The organism is Pseudomonas sp. H1_F01 (assembly GCF_054681425.1).
The window spans coordinates 3,859,390-3,878,645 of record NZ_CP162823.1 but is presented as its reverse complement, the minus strand read 5'-3'; the positions used below and the strand labels follow the sequence as shown (position 1 = coordinate 3,878,645).

Below are 19,256 nucleotides of genomic sequence, written 5' to 3'. Positions count from 1 at the left end.
ATTGGGCGGGCGAAGGGGGCGGTACTACGCGCAGCCAGGTGTGTACGGCTGAGCGCGCAGTTCCCGACACCGCCAGGCAAACGGATTGATGCCTTCGCTGTGGGTGAAGATGTGACAAAAGTGCGCCTGGTCGCAGAACCCGCATTCCAGGCTGATTTGCGTCAGGGTCAAGTCGGTCTCCCGGATCAGTTGCTTGGCCCGGGCGATGCGCTGGCTACGGATCCAGGCTTGAGGGGACTGGCCGGTGCTGCATTTGAATGCTCGGGAAAAATGACTGCGGGACAGGGCGCAGGCCTTGGCCAGTTCGGTGATTTCCAGCGTGTCGCTAAGGCCGTCGAGAATCACTTTCTTGACCAGGCTTTCGCGCCAGGGAGACAGGCCCCCGGTGCCGGTTTTGCGCGTTGGCTTGATGGCCGCCCTGACGGTGGTGTGTGATGCACGAGCCATGACAAAAACTCCGTGTCAGTGGGAAATGCCGGGCGCACCGTACGGTGGACGGCCAGCTTCCCGCTTGAGAAAACAGGTCTGGGCAGAGGGCTTCATTCTTGGGTGTGAGGCGCGAGCGTGCGAGTTAAACGTTGTTAATTGCGTTCAGGTGCAGCACCGGACGCAGTACTCACTCAGCACATGCCTGCAAGTTCTGCGGTGTGAGCCGAGTGCATGATGACCTTCTCCGGCTGGTGTATGAGTGGCCGTTCTTCTGACTCGATCAAGGTGAAGGTATGAAGCATTCTCTGGCGTGCACACTGCGTGGGGCGGGCCTGGCATTGGCGCTGACATCGCTGGGCGCCCTGGCCCAGGCGCCGCTCCAGGGCACTCAAGTACCCGGTTACTACCGCTTGACGGTGGGCGACTACGAAGTGACGGCGCTGTTCGATGGCTACAACGATCTGTCGCCCAAGCTGCTCGAAGGCCTGAGCCAAAGCCAGATCCGCGCCTTGCTAGCCCGTCGCTCGATTGAAACGCCGGGGGTGCAGACCGCGTTCAACGCTTTTCTGGTCAATACCGGTAAGCAACTGATCCTGGTGGACACCGGTGCCGGCCAATGTATCGGCGCCACGGCTGGAATGCTCTCGGCGAACATGCAGGCCGCCGGTTATCGCCCGGAGCAGGTCGATGCCATCTTGCTCACTCATTTGCACCTGGATCACGTGTGCGGGCTGGTCGACGACAAGCAGCAACCGCTGTTTGCCAACGCTACAGTCTATGCCGCGAAGGCAGAAGCCGATTACTGGCTCGATCCCCAGGCACTGGCGAAGGCGCCGGCCGGTGCCCGGGAATTCTTCAAGATCGCTCAGGATTCCACCGCCCCTTATGTGGCAGCCGGCCGCTTCAAGACCTTCGCCAGCGGCCAGTCGCCGCTGCCCGATGTCGACGCCGAGCTGGAGCCAGGGCATACGCCCGGCAGTACCACGTACCGGTTTACCTCCCAAGGCCAGAGCATTCTGTTCATGGGGGACCTGGTGCATAACCTGGCGGTGCAGTTCGAGCATCCTGAAGTGTCGATTCGTTTTGATGTCGACAATCAACAGGCAATCAAGAGCCGGGCCAAGGTGTTCAATGCCGCGGCCACTACCAGGACCTGGGTGACAGCGGCGCATTTGCCGTTTCCGGGGATAGGGCATATCAGTGCAGTGGGCGGGCACTTCCAGTGGGTACCGGTCGAGTACGGGCCTTATCAACGGGCAGCCAAGGTGCCGATGATCGAGTGAAATCCAATCGCTCGCGCCGTTAGAACAGGTGTTGCCTCACGGCCGGAGACCTCGACACCCGGGCGTCGGCGTCAGCGCGTTTGAACCTGAGGCTGCAACTGTCCGCCGACTATGGATATTTCCTTGAGCTGCAAACCGTCGCGCATGACGAACAATGCGTCCATCCCGCGTTCTTGTGCCAGGCGGGGGCCTTGGGTTTCGCCCAGTACCATCAGCGCTGTGGCCCAGGCGTCGGCGAGCATGCATGAAGTCGACACCACCGTGACGGCTGCGAGTGCGTTGCACAGTGGGGTGCCGGTGGCCGGGTTCATTGTGTGGGCGAAGGATTGCCCACAGACGTCGACCCAGTGTCGATAATCCCCGGAGGTGGCGATGGCGGCGTCGCTGAGTTCCATCACACCCATGACCTCACGCACGCCCCGGCGGGGCTTTTCCATGGCCACGACCCAGGGCTGCCCATCTGGTTTGTTGTCGCGGGCACGCATCTCGCCGTCGATGCCTACCAGGTAGCGCGCGATGCCAAACCTGTCCAGGCAGCGGGCCAGCTCATCGACACCAAAACCTTTGGCAATGCCGTTCAAGTTGAGGTTAAGCGGTGCCTGTTTGCGCACCAGGTTGTGTTGTGAATCAACGACCAGCGCTGCACTGGTCGAGCGTCGAGTTGGCGCAGGCACCGGTTCGGTGACGGACAGCTCGCCGGGACCGAAGCCCCAGGCGTCCACCAGATCACCAACGGCGATATCGAAGGCGCCGCCCGATTGCCGGCTGACGCGCAGCGCCGCAGACAATACCGTGGTCAGTTCCTCGGGCAGCGCTATCCATTCCTGCAACGGTGCGTTGTTGAGGCGATTGAGGTCCGAATCGGCTTTCCAGGTCGACATTTGCTGGTCCACCCGGCCCACGGCGTGCGCCAGGCTGCGACTGATCGGGCGGGTGTCGAGTTCGGTTTCGGCATAGAACAGGGCGGTATAGCGCGTGCCCATGGTTTCGCCGCTCAGGCTGTAGCGTTGCAATTCAGTAGACGTCTTCACGATAGCGTCCTTGTGCCTTGAGGGTCCGCACATTCAGGTTCAGCGGTGCCAGTACTTCGTCCAGGGCCAGCATCACCCCCTTGGCCATCTCGCGACCGCCGCAAACCAGTACCTGGGCGCCTTTTTCGATCAGCCGACGCAACATCAGGGCGTCGCTGATCAGCCGGTCCTGCACGTAGGAACGGTCCATGACCTGGGAAAAGGCTGCGTGCAATGCGGTGAGACGCTGGTCCGCCAAGTAATGGTTAAGCTCGGCTTCGTAGAGGAAATCCGAGGTCGGGTTGCGCCCGCCCCAATACAAGTGCATGGGGTGGTGGGCCTTGTTGTTGCGGATAAAACCGGTCAGCGGGCCGATGCCGGTACCGGCACCGATCAGGATCACCGGATGAGCGCCCGACGCGGGACGAAATTGTGGATTCGGTTGGATAAAGGCGTCGATGGTCGCCCCGATCTCCAGGCTGTGAAGGAATGACGAGCACAGACCTCCTTTGTGTTTGCGTACGCAGATCTCCAGCACGCCGTCCTGTGAACTGCTGGCCAGCGAGTAGAACCGCGGGAGGGGGTTGCCAGGGGGCAGGATGCCGACCAGATCACCGGCTTCAAAGGCCGGTAACTTCCCTGGGGCTTTGAAACGCAGCACGTGGGTGGGCGCGCCTACCTGTTCACCATAGGCAATGCGTTCGACCAGGATCAGTTGATCGGTGCGGGGCGGCTGTGGGGTGTGGATCAGCGTCAAGTCATGCCCCAGCACTTCACCCACGGCGTGGCCCCACCGAGCGAACTCCTGGGAGGATTGGCGGTTGATGGTTTCCAGGCCAATCAAAGGCGTGCCACCGGCCTGCAACAAGGCTTCCTGTACCTGATGGGCAAACTGACAGAACTGCGCAAACTGCCGGTCGCCAAAACCCAGCACGGCAAACGGCTGGCCAGGTTTCAGGCCGGCTTCGGCCAGCCGTGCCAGGAACTGCGAAGCCGAGGCCGGGGCATTGCCGTCACCGTGGGTCGCGGTGAGGATCAACACGCGTTGAGCGTTGCCGTAGTCGTTGGCGTATTGATTCATTGCCGCGCTGTGAACGCGGTGGCCGGCTTGATGCAAGGCTTCATGCAAGGTGTTGGCAAAGCCCCAGGTGCTGTTGGTTTCGCTGCCGACCAGGATCACGGTGTCGGCGGTTTGCGCAGCGCTGTTATGGCGGATATTCGGCCCGGCCTGGCGGCGACGCCACCAGATCAGGATGCCGGTGATGCTCATCACGGGCACGCCGAGGGCACAGAGGCCCAGCAACAGGCCCAGCCACCAGAGCCCTTCACCGGTGTGCAACTGATAGATCAACTCGTAGACGTTGCGCATCGAGTCGTGAGCTTGATAGGACAACAGGGCACCGCTGACCGGGTCCACGTAGCCGTCACCCTGGGCCGTGCGCAGGGAAAACACGTCTTGCGGATTATTCGGGCTGGGATAGACGAGCTCGCGCAGGTCAGTCAGATCGGTGGCCTGCAAAGCTTGCAGGCTCGCCACGGGCGAGGCCGAGCCTGCGCTGATGTGGTCGGGGAATGCAGGCTCGCTCTGACTGCCATCGGCGATGAAGTCGAAGGTCGTGGCGCACATGTAGAGCCCGCTCAGTGCCGATAACAGCAGCCCAAGCAACGCTAAGCGACCGACCTCAGCGTGCCAGCGCTGGCTGAAGTCGCCCCGCAATGGCCGCAGCAGGTTGCGCCAGCCGCCGACCCGCCGGACCAGCAACAGCGCCCCGGACACAGACAGCATCAGCATGAACAGCGCGCCGACGCCTGACACCCCGTGGCCCGGCGTGCCAAGAAACAGCGAGCGGTGCAGGTCTTTCATCCAGCGTGAGAAAGCGGAGGGTTCGTAGGGGGCCAGGCCTCGCCCGGTCAGTGGGTCGACCTTTTCGGCCCCGACCCGGCCGTCCTGATTGAAGTAGACAATGACGGTCCCGGACGCTGTGCGCTGGATCTGCTCCACGCCCGGAAAGTGACTGGCAACGCGTCCGGCCAACTGGCCGACATTGACTTGCCCGGCCGCAGTGGACGTGTTGTTCAGGCGTTCAAGGGCCGGATCGATAGACAACGTCGCGCCGCTGATGGCCAAGAGCATGACCAACAGGGCGGCGATCAGACCGGGCAGGGAGTGGAGCTGGCGAAGCATGTTCGGCCTCCGAACAGGTAGGTGCTACAAATCGTAAGTAAAGGATTCGACGTAGGTATTACCGGCCGCCGGCTTGCCTGCGCCTTCGCGGGTCAATGGCACGCTGACGTCGGCGCGGGCATCACGCTTATCCTCGACGGCGCTATCGATACGGATCTGATACCCGGCATCGATCAGGGTGTCTGCCAGCTCGACGCTGACTTTGAGGGTGTCGCCGCTGCCAACGCTGGCGCCGCTGACGCCGTCGTACTCGCTGGGGTTCAGCTTGCTTCCACGGGCCCAGTCGGCCAGGTGCTTGTAGTACTTGGCCTTTTTGCCGGCCACCCAGAGGGTTTTCTGGTACTGGCCGCTGGCGTCGGTGACGTAGATCGCCAGGTACGCATCGTTGCCGCTGTAGCGCTTGAGCTGGGTGGTGAGGGTTACTTCACGGGCCTGAGCCAGCCCCGGCAGGATGATGGCGCCGGCGAGGCAGGTTGCAGCGATGATTTTTTTCATGGAGGTTGTCCTTTTGATCGTTGGGGCGAGAGCCTGGACCTGCTTGCTGACAGCAACCTGAACGGCAGGATCAACGCGTCGAAATGTCACGGTGCGGGGGCAGGGGCGAGGTAAGCGCTGGCATCGTCATCGTCCCGGAAGTAGATCTCGAGCTTGCGCAAGTGCAGCGACGCCGGTGCGTAGCGGGCCTCGATGACATTGCCCTGGCGGTCCAGGCCCTTGAGCTTGTAGCAGCCGTCGTCGACCTTGATGCGCTGCACCTTCCAGCCGTATCGCTGTTCCACCTGCAGGCGCAGGGTTTCCCGTGGCTGCCAGTCGTTGACCGGTTCGCCGCAGTCGTCATCGGCCAAGGCGTAACCGTTGGCCAGCACACTTATCAGCGCAGTGCTGGCGATAAAACCTGATTTCATGATCTGTCTCCTGCCGGGGGCTTCGTTGTGGGCATACCCTACGGTGCATTCCTGACAGCCAGCTGAATCTTCAGATTCACGTCAGGTAAGGCCGCTAAGGTGCGGCAAACCACGATTACAGGAGCTGCCCGATGCGGGTTTTATTGGTTGAGGACTCGCCACGGTTGGGGGATGCGGTGCGCGAGCAGATCGCCGATGACGGCCATGCCGTTGATTGGGTGCAGAACCTTGCCCAAGCACGCAGCAGCGTGAGCACCACCGCTTATGACCTGATCCTGCTTGACTTGATGTTGCCGGACGGTCGAGGGCTGGACTTCCTGCGTCAGCGGCGCAGCGCAGGTGACGCGACTGCGGTGATCATCCTGACGGCCCAGGACCAGATCTCTGATCGAATCGCCGGCCTCAATGCCGGCGCCGACGATTACCTGGTCAAACCCTTCGATCTGTTTGAACTGTCGGCCCGTGTGGCTGCGGTGGCTCGTCGTTACAGCGGCAACCCCAATCCCCAGATCAGGCTTGGTGAGCTGCACGTCGACATGACGGCCCGTACGTTGCATCGGGCCGGCATGGCCGTGGACCTCACGGCCCGGGAATGGGCGCTGTTGGAGGCATTCATCCAGCGTCCCGGCGCGCTGCTGTCCAAGGGGCAACTCGAAGATCGGCTGTACGCCTTCGGTGCCGAAATCGAAAGCAACACGATCGAGGTCTATATCAGTCGATTGCGCAAGAAGCTCGGGCGCGACCTGATCGAGACCGTGCGGGGCATGGGTTACCGGATGGTGTCGGCATGAAGACGACCTTCAGCCTGCAAAAACGTCTGGGCCTGGGCCTGACGCTGGGCATGACGTTGCTCTGGCTGGTGGCGACAGTCGGCACCTGGCGCGGGGTACGACATGAGTTGAACGAGGCCTTTGACAGCGCACTGGAAGAGACCGCCCAACGCATCCTGCCCCTGGCCGTGCTGGAAATCAGCAACCGGGAAACCCCGGGCGAGGCGCAGCAGGTTGCCACTTTGAAGATGCACAAGGAGTACTTGAGTTATCTGGTGCGCGATGCCGAGGGCAAGGTCCTGATGCAGTCCCACGATGCCAACCCGAAGGTATTCAGCAAACATCCGATTGAAGGTTTCTCCACGACTGGAAAGTACCGTCTGTATGGCGCCAGTGCGCTGCGCGAGACGGTATTCATCGAAGTCGCCGAGCCGCTGCGCCATCGTCGTGGGGCCGCACGAGAAGCCTTGTTTGCCTTGTTGTGGCCATTATTGGCGCTGATCCCCATCAGCCTGTTGGGGACCTGGCTATTGGTGCGCATGAGCCTGGGCAGCGTGCTGGCCTATCGTCACGCCGTAGAGGCCCGCGGCGTGGGTGATCTGTCGCCGATCAAGGTGTCGCGCCTGCCGGCAGAAATCAACCCCTTGGCGGATGCGGTCAACCGCCTGCTGGAGCGCTTGCGCAAAGCCCTGGAGGCCGAACGCAGCTTCACCGCCAACAGCGCACATGAGCTGCGTACACCCTTGGCCGCGACATTGGCGCAAGTCCAGCGGCTATACCAGGAGGCCCCTGAAGGTCCGTTGCGTTTACGTGCGAAAAAGATCGAAAGCGCTTTGCGCGAATTGGCCCGGTTATCGGAAAAACTCATGCAACTGGCCAAGGCTGAAGGGGGCGGACTGCTCTCGCAAACGCCCCAGGACCTGGTCCCATTGTTGGCTCACGTGGTGGATGAGTGGCGGCACAACAGCAGCCGCCAGATCGCGCTGCAACTTCCTGCCCAGACCCATGTGTATTCGACCGTCGACCCGGACGCCTTCGGCATCCTGTTGCGCAATCTGATCGAGAACGCATTGAAGTACGGTGCGATGGATCAACCCATCGAAGTCACCCTCACGGACCAGGCACTGCTGCGGGTGATCAATGCCGGACCGGTGGTGCCGGTGGCCGTCCTGCAGCACCTGACCGAACGTTTCGTGCGCGGCCAGAGCGAAACCAGTGGGTCGGGATTGGGGTTGGCGATCGTCAAGACGATCGTGCAGGGGATCAATGGGCGCATCGAACTGTTGTCTCCGGCAAAAGATCGGCAGGAGGGGTTCGAGGTTCGGGTCTGGCTACCGCTTGCCACTGTTGCCACCGGCCATTCGTCAGCCAGCTAACCTGCGCATTCTTGACAAGCAATCGACCTTGAGCAAATACTCTCGTCCATATTCATATATATGACTAGATAACAAGGTGAATAAGGTCAATGAAATCTCTCTCCAGTGATGTCCGCCTGCCGCTGTATCAACGTTTACGCGACCAATTGGCTGAACAGATCGCCAATAACCGTTGGCGTCCGGGGGAGGCGATTCCTACTGAAGCGGTACTCTCGGCCGAATACCAGTTGTCTACCGGCACGGTGCGCAAGGCCATTGATGCGCTGGTCAGCGAGGGCGTCCTGGAGCGCCAGCAGGGGCGCGGCACCTTCATTCGCCGGGCGCAATTCCAGTCGTCGCTGTTCCGGTTTTTCCGCTTTCAAAGCGCTTCAGGCGAACGCCGGGTTCCCGAGAGCCGGATCCTGTCCGTGGAGCCGGTGGCCGCGCCTTCGGCGGTGGCCCAGGCGCTGGGACTGCCGCCGGATGCGCCGGTGATTCGCATCGTGCGGGTGCGTCTGCTGGATGTGGCGCCGGTGCTCGCCGAAGAAATCTGGCTGCCCCGCAACCGTTTCCAACCCTTGCTCGAGATCGACCTGAGTCAAAAGGGACCGCTGCTTTATCCCATCTATGAAGAAACCTGCGGTCAGGTGGTCGCCTCTGCCGAAGAAACCCTCACCGCTGAATCGGTGAATGAGGTGTACGCGCGGCTGCTGCAGGTGCCGGTCAACAGTCCGGTGGTGGTGATCGAGCGTCTGGCGCGGGACTACGCCGGCAATCCCCTGGAGTGGCGACGCTCGCGCGGGCATGCCGAGCACTTCCGCTACAGCGTGGAAATCCGCTGAGCCTACCGGGTTAGCGGCGAGTCGGTCGCCGCAGCCCTTATCGTTTTGTTTGCCATGACTGGCCCTGTAGCGGCGCGGTTCGCTCTCGGCTGCCTTTCGTTCCACTTACAAGGATAAGAATCATGTTCAGCTGGTATCGCCAAGTCACTGCGCGGGAGCGTAAAACGTTTTGGGCCTGTTTCGGCGGATGGTCGCTCGACGCGCTGGAAGTACAGATGTTCGGCCTGGCGATACCGGCGTTGATCGCCGCGTTCGCCCTGACCAAGGGCGATGCCGGGCTGGTCAGCGGCGTGACCCTGGTCACTTCGGCCATTGGCGGCTGGGTTGGCGGGACGCTGTCGGACCGTTACGGACGGGTGCGCACGCTGCAATGGATGATCCTGTGGTTTTCGTTCTTTACCTTCCTGTCGGCGTTCGTCACCGGCTTCCACTCGTTGTTGATCGTCAAGGCGCTGCAGGGCTTCGGCATCGGCGGTGAATGGGCCGCCGGTGCGGTATTGATGGCCGAGACCATCAACCCCAAGTACCGCGGCAAGGTCATGGGCACGGTACAAAGCGCCTGGGCGGTGGGTTGGGGTCTGGCGGTCGGCGTCTTCACGCTGATCTACTCCCTTGTGCCGCAAGACATGGCCTGGCGGGTGATGTTCATCGTGGGCCTGCTGCCGTCGTTCCTGATCATCTGGGTACGACGCAACGTTGAGGAACCCGACAGTTTCCAGCGCCTGCAAAAAGCCAATGTCATCCCGCAAAGTTTCTTCAAATCCCTGAGCGGTATCTTTCGCCCTGAGCTGATCCGCGTGACCTTGTTTGGCGGGCTGTTGGGGCTGGGGGCGCACGGCGGTTACCACGCGGTGATGACGTGGCTGCCAACCTTCCTCAAGACCGAGCGCAACCTGTCGGTGCTCAACTCCGGCGGCTACCTGGCGGTGATCATCTTCGCCTTCTGGTGCGGCTGCGTAGTCAGTGGCCTGTTGATCGATCGCATCGGGCGTCGCAAGAACATCGTGCTGTTCGCGCTGTGCTGCGTGGTGACCGTACAGTGCTATGTGTTCCTGCCGTTGAGCAACACCCAGATGCTGTTCCTGGGGTTCCCGCTCGGCTTCTTCGCGGCGGGTATTCCAGCGAGCCTCGGGGCGTTTTTCAACGAGTTGTACCCGGCGGATGTACGCGGCGCCGGCGTGGGGTTCTGCTACAACTTCGGCCGGGTGCTCTCGGCGGTGTTCCCGTTCCTGGTCGGTCACATGAGCGACTCCATGTCCTTGGGCTCGGCCATTGGCATCGACGCCGGGATTGCCTACGGCGTGGCGGTGATCGCGGCGCTTTGCCTGCCGGAAACCCGCGGTCGCAGCCTGGAAGCCACTGCTGCATCGGTGCTTGCGGTGGAGAGTGACGGCCAGGGCGCCCGAGCCTGATTTCCCTTATTTTCGATAGATGAAACCCATGGTTGATACCCGCACTACGCCGATCACCGGCATTGACTGTCACGCCCACGTATTCAGCAGCGAGCTGGAACTGGCGGCTGTCCGGCGCTACACACCTGACTATGACGCCACGCTCGCCCAGTACCTGGGCCATCTGCACGCTCACGGCTTGAGCCATGGCGTGTTGGTGCAGCCAAGTTTTCTCGGCACGGATAACCGCTACTTGCTGGCCGCGCTACGGCAAGCGCCAGAGCAATTGCGCGGGGTCGTGGTGGTGGCGCGAGACGTCAGTCGAGCCGAGCTGGACGACATGGCCCGGTTGGGCGTGGTCGGTGTTCGCTTGAACCTGATGGGCCAAGCTTTACCTGATTTTCGCGACCCCACCTGGAAAGGCTTTTTGGGCCACATCGCGGAGCTGGATTGGCATGTCGAGTTGCATGCCAACCTGGCGGACTTGCCGGGGCTGATGAGACAGCTGTTGCCATTGGGCATCAAACTGGTGGTCGATCACTTCGGTCGTCCGGATGCGCGTTTGGGGCTGGATCAACCTGGCTTTGCCCAATTGATGGAACTGGGGCAGGGCGGGCAGGTGTGGATGAAGGTGTCCGGCATCTATCGATTGGGCGCAACAGCCCCGCGGAATCTTGAATTCGCCCGCGCCTCGTTGACGTTGCTGGAACACCACTTCGGCCCCGAGCGCCTGGTATGGGGCAGCGACTGGCCGCACACCCAGCATGAAGAACACGTGGGTTTCGAAACGGTGATGGAGCAGTTGTGCGCATTGGAATGTTCGGGGCCACTTATGCGGGCGTTAATGGTCCAGGCACCCCAGGTACTGTTCAAGTTTTGAGGCCCGAGGCTTGTGACATTGAGTTTTCCTGAACTCGCCCGATGAATAGGGATCTAGACTCCATTGATGCCCTGTGAAAGGTTTCAGCCAGGCGGTTTGAGGATGACTGATGTCGAACATTGAAGAGCTATCCAGGGAAACGCGTGCGCCAAGCGAGTACGAGAGCTTGATCTCGATGGGGACGAGCGCACTCGATGCCATTCCTGGTGCGGTGTACCTGTGCGATCGCCAGGGGTGGCTCGTCAGGTACAACAGTGAGGCGGCCGAGCTGTGGGGAAGGGCGCCGGCACTTGGAGAGAACGGTGACCGTTTCTGCGGCGCCCATCGACTGTTCCAGACTGACGGTACACCGCTGGCGTTCGAACACTGCCCGACAGCCTCGGCACTCAATACCGGCATTGCCTCGCGTAATCAGGAAGTGCTCATCGAGCGTCCGGACGGCTCGCGGTTCGTGGCGCTGATGAACATCCGCGCCCTCAGGGATCGGCAGGGGGGCGTCCAAGGAGTGATCAACTGCTTCCAGGACGTCTCGGCGCACCACGCCATGGCCGAAGAGCTTCGGCGCAAGAGCGACGACCTCGAAGACTTTTTCGAAAACAGCGCGGTGGGCCTGCATATCGTCAGCGGCGAAGGCATTATCCTGCGCGCGAACAAGGCGGAGCTGACGCTACTGGGCTATTCGGCCGACGAATACATCGGCCGCCACATCACCGAATTTCACCTCGACGAGCCGGTCATTGGCGACATCCTCACCAAGCTCGGCAGCGGCGACTGCCTGGAAAGCTATCCGGCGCGACTGAGGGCAAAGGACGGCTCGATCAAGCATGTCATGATCACTTCCAATGGCCGATTCGAAGACGGAAAACTCTTCAATACGCGCTGCTTCACCATCGACAGGAGCTGTGTCCATGCGGCCGAGGCGGCGCGCCAGGACAGCGATGACCGGCTTTCGGCGACCTACGAGGCGGCGACCATCGGTATTGCCGAGGCCGGCGTCGACGGTCGCTTGCTGCGCGTCAACGATGCCCTGTGCAACATGCTGGGTCGCTCGCGCGAAGAGCTCCTGTCGATGACATTCCTGGACTATACCCACCCCGATTGCATACCGCAGGACGCGGGGTTGTACGCCCGCCAGGTGGCCGGTGAACTTGATAACTACGTGCTTCGCAAGCGCGCCGTGAAGCCCGATGGCGAGGTCGTTTACCTCGACATCCACAGTTCCTCGGTGAGGGACGTCAGCGGTACGTTTCGGTATGGCGTGCGAGTGCTGCAGGACGTCACGCTGGCGCGGCGGATGGAAAACCAGGTCCGCGAAAGCGAACGGCACATGCGCAATCTTCTCGAGGCGTTGCCTGCCGCGGTGTACACCACCGACGCCGATGGCCGCATCACCTTCTACAATCGCGCCGCTGTCGAACTGTCCGGGCGCACACCTCGGCTGGGCGACCAGTGGTGCGTGACCTGGAAACTGTTCAACACGGACGGCAGTTTCCTGCCCCACGACCAATGCCCGATGGCGGTGGCCCTGAAGGAAAACCGGCCGATTCGCGGCGTCGAGGCAATTGCAGAGCGGCCGGATGGTAGCCGCGTTCCGTTCACGCCTTTTCCCACGCCTTTGCATGATGCCGATGGAAACCTGGTGGGCGCCATCAACATGCTGGTGGATATCTCCGAGCGAAAGCAGGCGGAAAACCGGCAGAAGACGCTGATCGATGAGCTCAATCACCGGGTCAAGAACACCCTGGCCACGGTGCAATCGCTGGCAGCCCAGACGGCACGCAACGCAGAGGATGCGAAAGACGGCTACAGGCGTTTCGAGGCGAGGCTCCTGGCGTTGTCACGGGCACACGATCTTTTGACGAAACGGCATTGGGGGCAGACGCCGCTCGACACCCTGGCCCACGAAGTGCTGATGCCGGTGTTTGGGCATGAGCCTGGTCGTATTGTGATTGAAGGCCCTTCTATGGACGTCGGTACTCGCGTGGCGCTCAACCTTACGATGACCCTCAATGAATTGGCGATCAACGCGCTGAAATATGGCTCGATGTCGGTCGAGACCGGGACGCTTGCAGTCACTTGGCACCTGCAAGCCCAGGCGGACGGAACGTTGCTGACCCTCGACTGGCGCGAACAAGGAGGGCCACCCGTGTCACCGCCGGAACGGGAAGGGCTGGGTTCGCGCTTGATGAGGCGCTGCATCGAGCGCGACCTAGCCGGCAAGTTCGACCTCACCTACGCTCCAGAAGGCGTTTGCTGCCGCTTTTCGTTCCTGATTGGGGTGACCGGGGCATGACCCCATTTGTTGGCGTCAGGGTGCTGGTCGTCGAGGACGAAGGCGCGGTCGCCCTGTTAATCGAGGACATGCTGGAGGAGTTCGGATGCGAAGTGGTGGCCTCAGTCGCCCGGCTCGCTGCAGCACGTGACATGGCCGGCTCGGTGCAGGTTGATCTGGCGATCCTCGACGTCAACCTGGCTGGCGAGCGGGTTTTTCCGGTGGCCGAAATCCTTCGCGGTCGCCATATTCCCTTCCTGTTCAGCACCGGATACGGCGCCAGTGGACTTCCAGCCGAATACGCCGAGTGCCCGGTCCTGCACAAGCCGTTTTCGCAAAGTGAGTTGCAGCAGAAAATTGCCGTTACGCTGAGCGGGGCTCGCGAAAGCGGCTTGGCTGCCAGCACCGATGTCGACTGACCCGCCGCCTTCGCGAGCAAGCTCGCTCCCACCTGGGATTTGCGGTGGTCACTCAATCAAGCTCCACCGCTGATCCAATGTGGGAGCGAGCTTGCTCGCGATAACGGTGGCACAGGCAATCTCATCGCCAACGAATACAACACCGTCGCGAGCAAGCCCAGCCCTTGGCTTCAAGTAGGCCTCTGACTGTGCTAAATCTCTTACCGGTAACCAACCTCCCAAACTCCAAGGAGTGATCATGAGTCTCCACGGTCATTACGATCCGCAGAACATCTTTGCGCTGATCCTTCGCGGCGATGCGCCGTGCTACAAGATTTATGAAGACGCCGATGTGTTGGCCTTCCTGGATCTCTTCCCTCAATCGCGCGGGCATGTCCTGGTCATTCCCAAAGCCTCCCAGGCGCGAAATATCCTCGAGGTCGAGACCGCCGTCCTGGGGGCGATGATGTCTGCCGTGCAGCGCCTGACGCGGATCATCGTGGACGAATTGCAGCCGGACGGGGTTCAGGTCGCGCAGTTCAATGGTGCTGTGGCCGGGCAAACGGTCTATCACATTCACATGCACATCATTCCTCGTTGGGACGGTGAAGCACCCGGTATACATGGCAGGGGCAAGGCCGATCCCGAAGAGCTGGAAGCACTCCAGGCGCGTCTGGTCGAGCGCATTCGCTCAGAAGCCTGATGCTGGGCAGGACGCCGTAAGGGGCACAGGGCGTGCCCCACTCATCAAAATGCTCGGCGACCTTGCCACAACGTCCAAGGCTGTGCACCCCACCACAAAACCTATCAACAATGGGCTACCAAATCCCTGGCCAACCGCTACCATTGCGCGCTGATCTCCCAATACCCCGGACCTCACCTTCATGAAATTGCGCCTGCTGACCGCCGCCTTGTTTTTCACCTGCACCCTGACTCACGCCGCTGAATCGAAACCCGTTCCGAAAGCCCTGGAAGTACAGATCGGGCACTTGGTAGCGCTCATCAAGGACAGCTATGCCACCGGCTATCCTGAAGCGACGCTGGTGCAGACGCTGGACACCGGCGAGGACAGCCAGGTCACCCTCGCGGTCTTCACCATCGAAGGTTTCGGTATGGGCAATAACTACAGCCAATACCTGGCGGCCTTTACGCCCGAAGAGAACGAAGAAGGTGTGCCGCACTACAGCCTGTTGGACGTGATGCGCATCGGTGGCGACAGCTGGCGTGCCATCGACAAACTGGATGCCAAGCTGGTCAGCGACCCGACCGGGGAGCAGACCCTGATCGACATTCCCGTGATGGAGAATACCGACGAGGACGCGCCGAACTTCCCAAGCAAGGCCGCCGTGATTCACTTGTCGCTGGACGGATCACAGGCAGTGCGGTTGGTTGAGATCAAGTAAAGCGGATTTATGCGATTGCGATATAAGTGCTATGTAATTGGCATGGTTTATCGATTAATGCAGCAAGGTTAAATTTGTTTCTCTACGATATCAATCGAGAGGAAAGCCAAATGACTCTGCGTTCAACCGGTAGCCTTTGTTTTGCGCTATGCGCGGCGGCGCCTTTTGTCGACGCCGCCAGTACAGAAAGCACCAGCGAGTCCCGGACTTCGCAACAGATCAGTCGGGCCGGCAGCCAAGCGTCGGTCGCAGGCCCGGCGGACTCTTTCACCGGGCGCGTGCGGGTCGATCCTCTGTTCCCGGCAACCGATGAAATCGATGCTTCCGGCGCCTACGTCAGCTTCGAACCGGGCGCGCGTTCGGCCTGGCATACCCATCCTGCCGGACAGCGGTTGGTGGTGATTTCCGGTGTCGGTCTGACGCAGGAATGGGGCAAACCTGTGCAGCAGATCCTCCCGGGCGATGTGATCGTCTGCCCGCCTGGCGTCAAGCACTGGCATGGTGCCGCGCCGACGAGCGCCATGACCCACTTGGCCGTGACTGGCACGGTGGAGGGCAAAAACGTGGAGTGGCTGGAGAAGGTCAGCGAAGAACAATACAGCGCCGCTGGAGTGTCGACGCCATCGACCAAGCCGGATGCCGTGGCGGTTTCGCAAACCCTATCGGCCAAGCAGCAAGCCATCCCGCTGATTGCCGCCGCCATGGCGACGAGCAACATGCCCGGCCTCAATACCGCCTTGAATCAAGGGCTGGATGCCGGCCTCTCCGTCAGTGAGGCGAAGGAAATCTTGGTGCAGCTTTACGCCTACAGTGGCTTTCCCCGCAGCCTCAACGCCCTCGGCGAATTGATGAAAGTGGTGCAGGCGCGCAAGCAACGCGGCGTCCAGGACGACCCGGGGCGCGAGCCCGTTCGCCTGATCCCTACCGGCGATGCGCTGCTGGCGGCGGGCAAGGCCAATCAGACGCGCATTGCCGGTGCGCCCGTCCAGGGACCGTTGTTCGACTTCGTCCCAGTCATCAACCAGTACTTGCAGACGCACCTGTTCGGCGACATTTTCGAGCGTGACAACCTGGACTGGCAAAGCCGTGAGCTGGCGACAGTCGCCGCGCTGGCGGTCACCCCCGGTGTGGAGTCACAACTGCGCTCGCACATGGCCGCCAGCCTGCGCGTCGGCTTGAGCGCCGCGCAACTGCGGCAACTGATCCAGCTACTGGGCGAGCAGGGCGATGCCGCCGCGGCCAAGCGCGCCGCCGAAGCATTGGACACCGTCCAGGCCAGTCAACCCTCGTAGCGCAAGGCTTCGCGCAGCAGCGTGAAGGCCGGTGAACTTTGGCGGCGACTGGGATAGTAGAGGTGGTAGCCGGAAAACGGCTCGCACCAATCTTCCAGCACCCGAATCAACCGGCCTTGCGCGACAGCATCCTGCACCAGGTCCTCCGGCATGAAGGCCAACCCCAAGCCTTGCAGCGCAGCCTCCAGGCGCATCGCGATGGTGTTGAACACCAACTGGCCTTCCACCCGGACTTTCAGTTCCTGTCCGTTTTTCTCGAACTCCCAGATGTAGAGGCCGCCATGGGTCGGCATGCGCAGGTTGATGCAATTGTGCGCCGTGAGGTCTTCGGGAATGACTGGCTTGGGGTACCGGCCGAAATACGCCGGCGAGCCCACCACCGCCATGCGCATGTCAGGGCCGATGCGCAGGGCAATCATGTCCTTGGCCACCTGCGGACCCAGCCGCACACCGGCATCGAAACCCTCCGCGACGATATCGGTAAAGCCATAGTCGACGATGATTTCGATATTGAGGTCGGGATGGTCAGGTAGCAGCCTGGCGAGAACGGATTGCAGGATGGTGATCGCGGAGTGCTCACCGGCAGTGATGCGCAGCTTACCCGCCGGCTTATCGCGAAACTCACTGAGCATCGCCATCTCGTTATCGATCTCTTCGAAGCGCGGCGCGACCACCCGCAACAGGTGTTCACCGGCTTCGGTCGGGGCAACGCTGCGAGTGGTGCGCGAGAGCAGCCTGACCCCCAGCCGCTCCTCCAACTGACGTATCGCCCGGCTCAGCGCCGGTTGCGACATGCCCAGTTTGGCCGCCGCGCGAGTGAAGCTACGCTCCTGGGCGACGGCGGCGAAGATGGCGAGCTGGTCGTAGCGTTCGGTGGTCATTGATCCGTCTCTGGTATGAGCAAGGGACTACAGCTGAAGCGCGAGTCTATGGGTGAGCGCTGCCTGCCCGTTTGTAGGAAGTTTCCAGACCTGCCTCGGGACTTTTCATACCTCCGTGCCGGAGCCATCTAATTTCAGATGAATGGTTTGCGCAATAGCCTCAAAGCCAAAATCATTTAGTTGACGCCAAAATGATGGCTCTTTAGTATCGCGCCACTATTTTGATGTCACTTTCCGCTCGAGGGATCGAACATGTCCTCACCCGCCTTTTGGGCGAGGTTGTGCGTGGCTTTGCTGTGCCTTTCTCCACTCACCCTGGCTCACGCCGCCCCCACGCCTGGCGACACGGACCTGATCCGCGAGCGACAGAACCGTTTGCTCGAAGAGCAGCGCCGTCGCCTGGAGGAACTCAAGGACTTGCCCGGCAAGGAGGCGAGGCCGACCCAGCCGACCGCACCGGCCGATACCCGTTGCTTCCCCATCAAGACCATCGAACTCAAGGGAGCCGACAGTCTTTCCGCCGGCGAACGTGAGCACCTGCTCAAGCCCTACATCGGCCAATGCTTGGGCGTGCCGCAGCTTAACGAGCTGCTCAAAGTCATCACCGATCACTACATCGAAAAGGGCCTGGTCACCAGTCGTGCCTATCTGCCGCAACAAGACCTGTCCAGCGGACATTTGAGCGTGTTGGTGGTGGAAGGACGACTCGAAGGCCTGAAGGGGGCCGAGAACAGCAAACTGTCGGACCGCGAGTTGGCGATGGCCTTTCCCGGCAAGGCCGGTGACTTGGTCAACCTGCGGGAGATCGAGCAGATGGTCGATCAGCTCAATCGCCTGCCGTCGAACCAGGCAAAGATGGAGCTGACCCCCGGCCAAAACGTCGGTGGCAGTGAGGTGCGGGTCACCAATGAACCGAAAAAGCCTTGGCGCGCCGGACTGTCGCGCAGCAACGACGGCCAGCGCAGCACCGGCGAACAGCAGTGGGGCAGCAGTTTCGAGTGGGATAGCCCGCTGGGCCTGGCCGATCAGTTGATGTTGCGCGGCGGTCACGACGCGATGACCGACCACCAGCACACCTCCCGCAACGCCATGCTCTATTACAACCTGCCGTTTGGCTGGTGGAACGTCAGTTACACCTACAGCCAGAGCGAGTACCGTTCGCAGATCCCGGCCAACGGTTTCAACTTCAAGCAGACCGGCGACAGCCAGAACCATCAGTTGCGGGTCGAGCGGGTGATCCATCGCGACGCCCTGAGCAAGACCTCCCTCAACACGGGCCTGGCGTACCTGCGCACCAACTACTTCATCGAAGACAGCAAGCTGGCGGTGAGCAGCAATCGGCTCAGCGAAGCCCAGTTCGGCATCAACCATGGCCGGCGGGTTGGCAATGCTTTCGTCAACCTCGACCTGGGCATGCAAGAGGGTATCGGCGCCTTCGATGCCCAGGGCGACGACGATCCGGGCCCCGGCCAGGCCGATGCCCGTTACCGCAAATACACCGCCACCGCCAGTTACCTGCAACCGTTCCAGGTGTGGGGCGAATCCTTCAGCTTCAGCAGCCTGATGACCGGCCAGCGCAGTGAAGACGTGCTGTTCAGCCCGCAGCGCATGAGCCTCGGCGGGCAATCGTCGATTCGTGGCTACAAGGATCAATCGCTGTCCGGCGACAGCGGCGGTTACTGGCGCAACGACCTGCGCTGGAGCCGCCCGGTCACCCTGGAATGGCTGCGCCCGGTGTTCGGTGAATACGGCACCAGCCTCGGTTATGACCAGGGCGTGATTCGTGGCGATCGCTACAACGGCGACCAGCACGGGCGCATGTCGAGCAACTCGCTGGAGCTGTTCGCCCGTGGTGAGCACCTGAGCGCCAGCGTCACCTTCGCCCATTCCCTGGAACGTCCGGATGCCCTGACCGAGCGCGAGGCGCCGATCTACTTCCGCGTGGATGTATCCATCTAAT

General features: G+C 61.6%; 18 protein-coding genes. 12 read left to right on the top strand and 6 right to left on the bottom strand.

The annotated features are described in order from the left end of the window. Positions 1-24: 24 nt before the first annotated feature. Positions 25-447 carry a helix-turn-helix domain-containing protein gene (locus AB4O09_RS17635; protein ID WP_003201189.1) on the bottom strand — a complete coding sequence of 141 codons (423 nt, stop codon included), beginning with the start codon at positions 445-447 and terminating at the stop codon, positions 25-27. 275 nt (positions 448-722) lie between these two features. Here AB4O09_RS17635 and AB4O09_RS17630 point away from each other — a divergent pair, with 275 nt between their 5' ends. Beyond that, positions 723-1,712: an MBL fold metallo-hydrolase gene (locus tag AB4O09_RS17630; protein ID WP_013693165.1), complete on the top strand. Its 990-nt coding sequence runs from the start codon at positions 723-725 to the stop codon at positions 1,710-1,712. 71 nt (positions 1,713-1,783) lie between these two features. On the opposite strand, the gene AB4O09_RS17625 is transcribed toward AB4O09_RS17630, so the two are convergent. From AB4O09_RS17625 to AB4O09_RS17610, 4 genes are all read right to left on the bottom strand, one after another. After that, positions 1,784-2,743 carry an FAD:protein FMN transferase gene (locus AB4O09_RS17625; protein WP_460107270.1) on the bottom strand — a complete coding sequence of 320 codons (960 nt, stop codon included), beginning with the start codon at positions 2,741-2,743 and terminating at the stop codon, positions 1,784-1,786. Continuing rightward, positions 2,727-4,907, bottom strand: coding sequence for a PepSY domain-containing protein (locus AB4O09_RS17620; protein ID WP_460107268.1), 2,181 nt, complete (start codon positions 4,905-4,907; stop codon positions 2,727-2,729). Before AB4O09_RS17620 ends, AB4O09_RS17625 begins: the two co-directional genes overlap by 17 nt. A 24-nt stretch (positions 4,908-4,931) precedes the next feature. Next, on the bottom strand, positions 4,932-5,402 hold the full coding sequence (locus AB4O09_RS17615) for a DUF2271 domain-containing protein (RefSeq protein ID WP_003201197.1): 471 nt from the start codon (positions 5,400-5,402) through the stop codon (positions 4,932-4,934). Between the two features lie 86 nt (positions 5,403-5,488). Continuing rightward, positions 5,489-5,812, bottom strand: a complete 324-nt coding sequence (locus AB4O09_RS17610; protein WP_013693168.1) for a PepSY domain-containing protein — start codon at positions 5,810-5,812, stop codon at positions 5,489-5,491. Between the two features lie 131 nt (positions 5,813-5,943). Between AB4O09_RS17610 and AB4O09_RS17605 the strand changes: the two genes are divergently transcribed. The 10 genes from AB4O09_RS17605 to AB4O09_RS17560 all read left to right on the top strand — a co-directional run bounded on the left by AB4O09_RS17605 (position 5,944) and on the right by AB4O09_RS17560 (position 16,415). Then, the gene (locus AB4O09_RS17605) at positions 5,944-6,603 is read left to right on the top strand and encodes a response regulator transcription factor (RefSeq protein ID WP_028237064.1); all 660 of its coding nucleotides are present in this window, start codon (positions 5,944-5,946) and stop codon (positions 6,601-6,603) included. After that, on the top strand, positions 6,600-7,958 hold the full coding sequence (locus AB4O09_RS17600) for a sensor histidine kinase (RefSeq protein ID WP_149632304.1): 1,359 nt from the start codon (positions 6,600-6,602) through the stop codon (positions 7,956-7,958). Before AB4O09_RS17605 ends, AB4O09_RS17600 begins: the two co-directional genes overlap by 4 nt. A gap of 89 nt (positions 7,959-8,047) precedes the next feature. Next, positions 8,048-8,779, top strand: coding sequence for a GntR family transcriptional regulator (locus tag AB4O09_RS17595; RefSeq protein WP_363806694.1), 732 nt, complete (start codon positions 8,048-8,050; stop codon positions 8,777-8,779). Positions 8,780-8,901: 122 nt separating this feature from the next. Beyond that, the gene (locus AB4O09_RS17590; RefSeq protein WP_060613807.1) at positions 8,902-10,191 is read left to right on the top strand and encodes an MFS transporter; all 1,290 of its coding nucleotides are present in this window, start codon (positions 8,902-8,904) and stop codon (positions 10,189-10,191) included. 28 nt (positions 10,192-10,219) lie between these two features. Beyond that, a complete protein-coding gene (locus tag AB4O09_RS17585) occupies positions 10,220-11,050 on the top strand; it encodes an amidohydrolase family protein (RefSeq protein WP_013693171.1) in 831 nt (276 codons plus the stop codon). A gap of 109 nt (positions 11,051-11,159) precedes the next feature. After that, positions 11,160-13,343, top strand: a complete 2,184-nt coding sequence (locus AB4O09_RS17580; protein ID WP_363806698.1) for a PAS domain-containing sensor histidine kinase — start codon at positions 11,160-11,162, stop codon at positions 13,341-13,343. Beyond that, positions 13,340-13,741: a response regulator gene (locus tag AB4O09_RS17575; protein ID WP_003201215.1), complete on the top strand. Its 402-nt coding sequence runs from the start codon at positions 13,340-13,342 to the stop codon at positions 13,739-13,741. Before AB4O09_RS17580 ends, AB4O09_RS17575 begins: the two co-directional genes overlap by 4 nt. A 238-nt stretch (positions 13,742-13,979) precedes the next feature. Next, positions 13,980-14,423 (top strand): HIT family protein, encoded by a 444-nt coding sequence (locus tag AB4O09_RS17570; RefSeq protein ID WP_003201216.1) that lies wholly within the window; start codon positions 13,980-13,982, stop codon positions 14,421-14,423. Between the two features lie 181 nt (positions 14,424-14,604). Beyond that, the gene (locus tag AB4O09_RS17565; RefSeq protein ID WP_013693174.1) at positions 14,605-15,123 is read left to right on the top strand and encodes a hypothetical protein; all 519 of its coding nucleotides are present in this window, start codon (positions 14,605-14,607) and stop codon (positions 15,121-15,123) included. A 110-nt stretch (positions 15,124-15,233) separates the two neighbouring features. After that, a complete protein-coding gene (locus AB4O09_RS17560) occupies positions 15,234-16,415 on the top strand; it encodes a (R)-mandelonitrile lyase (RefSeq protein ID WP_003201222.1) in 1,182 nt (393 codons plus the stop codon). Here the strand turns inward: AB4O09_RS17560 and AB4O09_RS17555 are convergent. Next, a complete protein-coding gene (locus tag AB4O09_RS17555) occupies positions 16,403-17,296 on the bottom strand; it encodes a LysR family transcriptional regulator (RefSeq protein WP_038859072.1) in 894 nt (297 codons plus the stop codon). The genes AB4O09_RS17560 and AB4O09_RS17555 overlap by 13 nt on opposite strands. A 252-nt stretch (positions 17,297-17,548) precedes the next feature. Here AB4O09_RS17555 and AB4O09_RS17550 point away from each other — a divergent pair, with 252 nt between their 5' ends. Next, on the top strand, positions 17,549-19,255 hold the full coding sequence (locus AB4O09_RS17550; RefSeq protein ID WP_460107266.1) for a ShlB/FhaC/HecB family hemolysin secretion/activation protein: 1,707 nt from the start codon (positions 17,549-17,551) through the stop codon (positions 19,253-19,255). The last annotated feature ends 1 nt before the right edge of the window (position 19,256 follow it).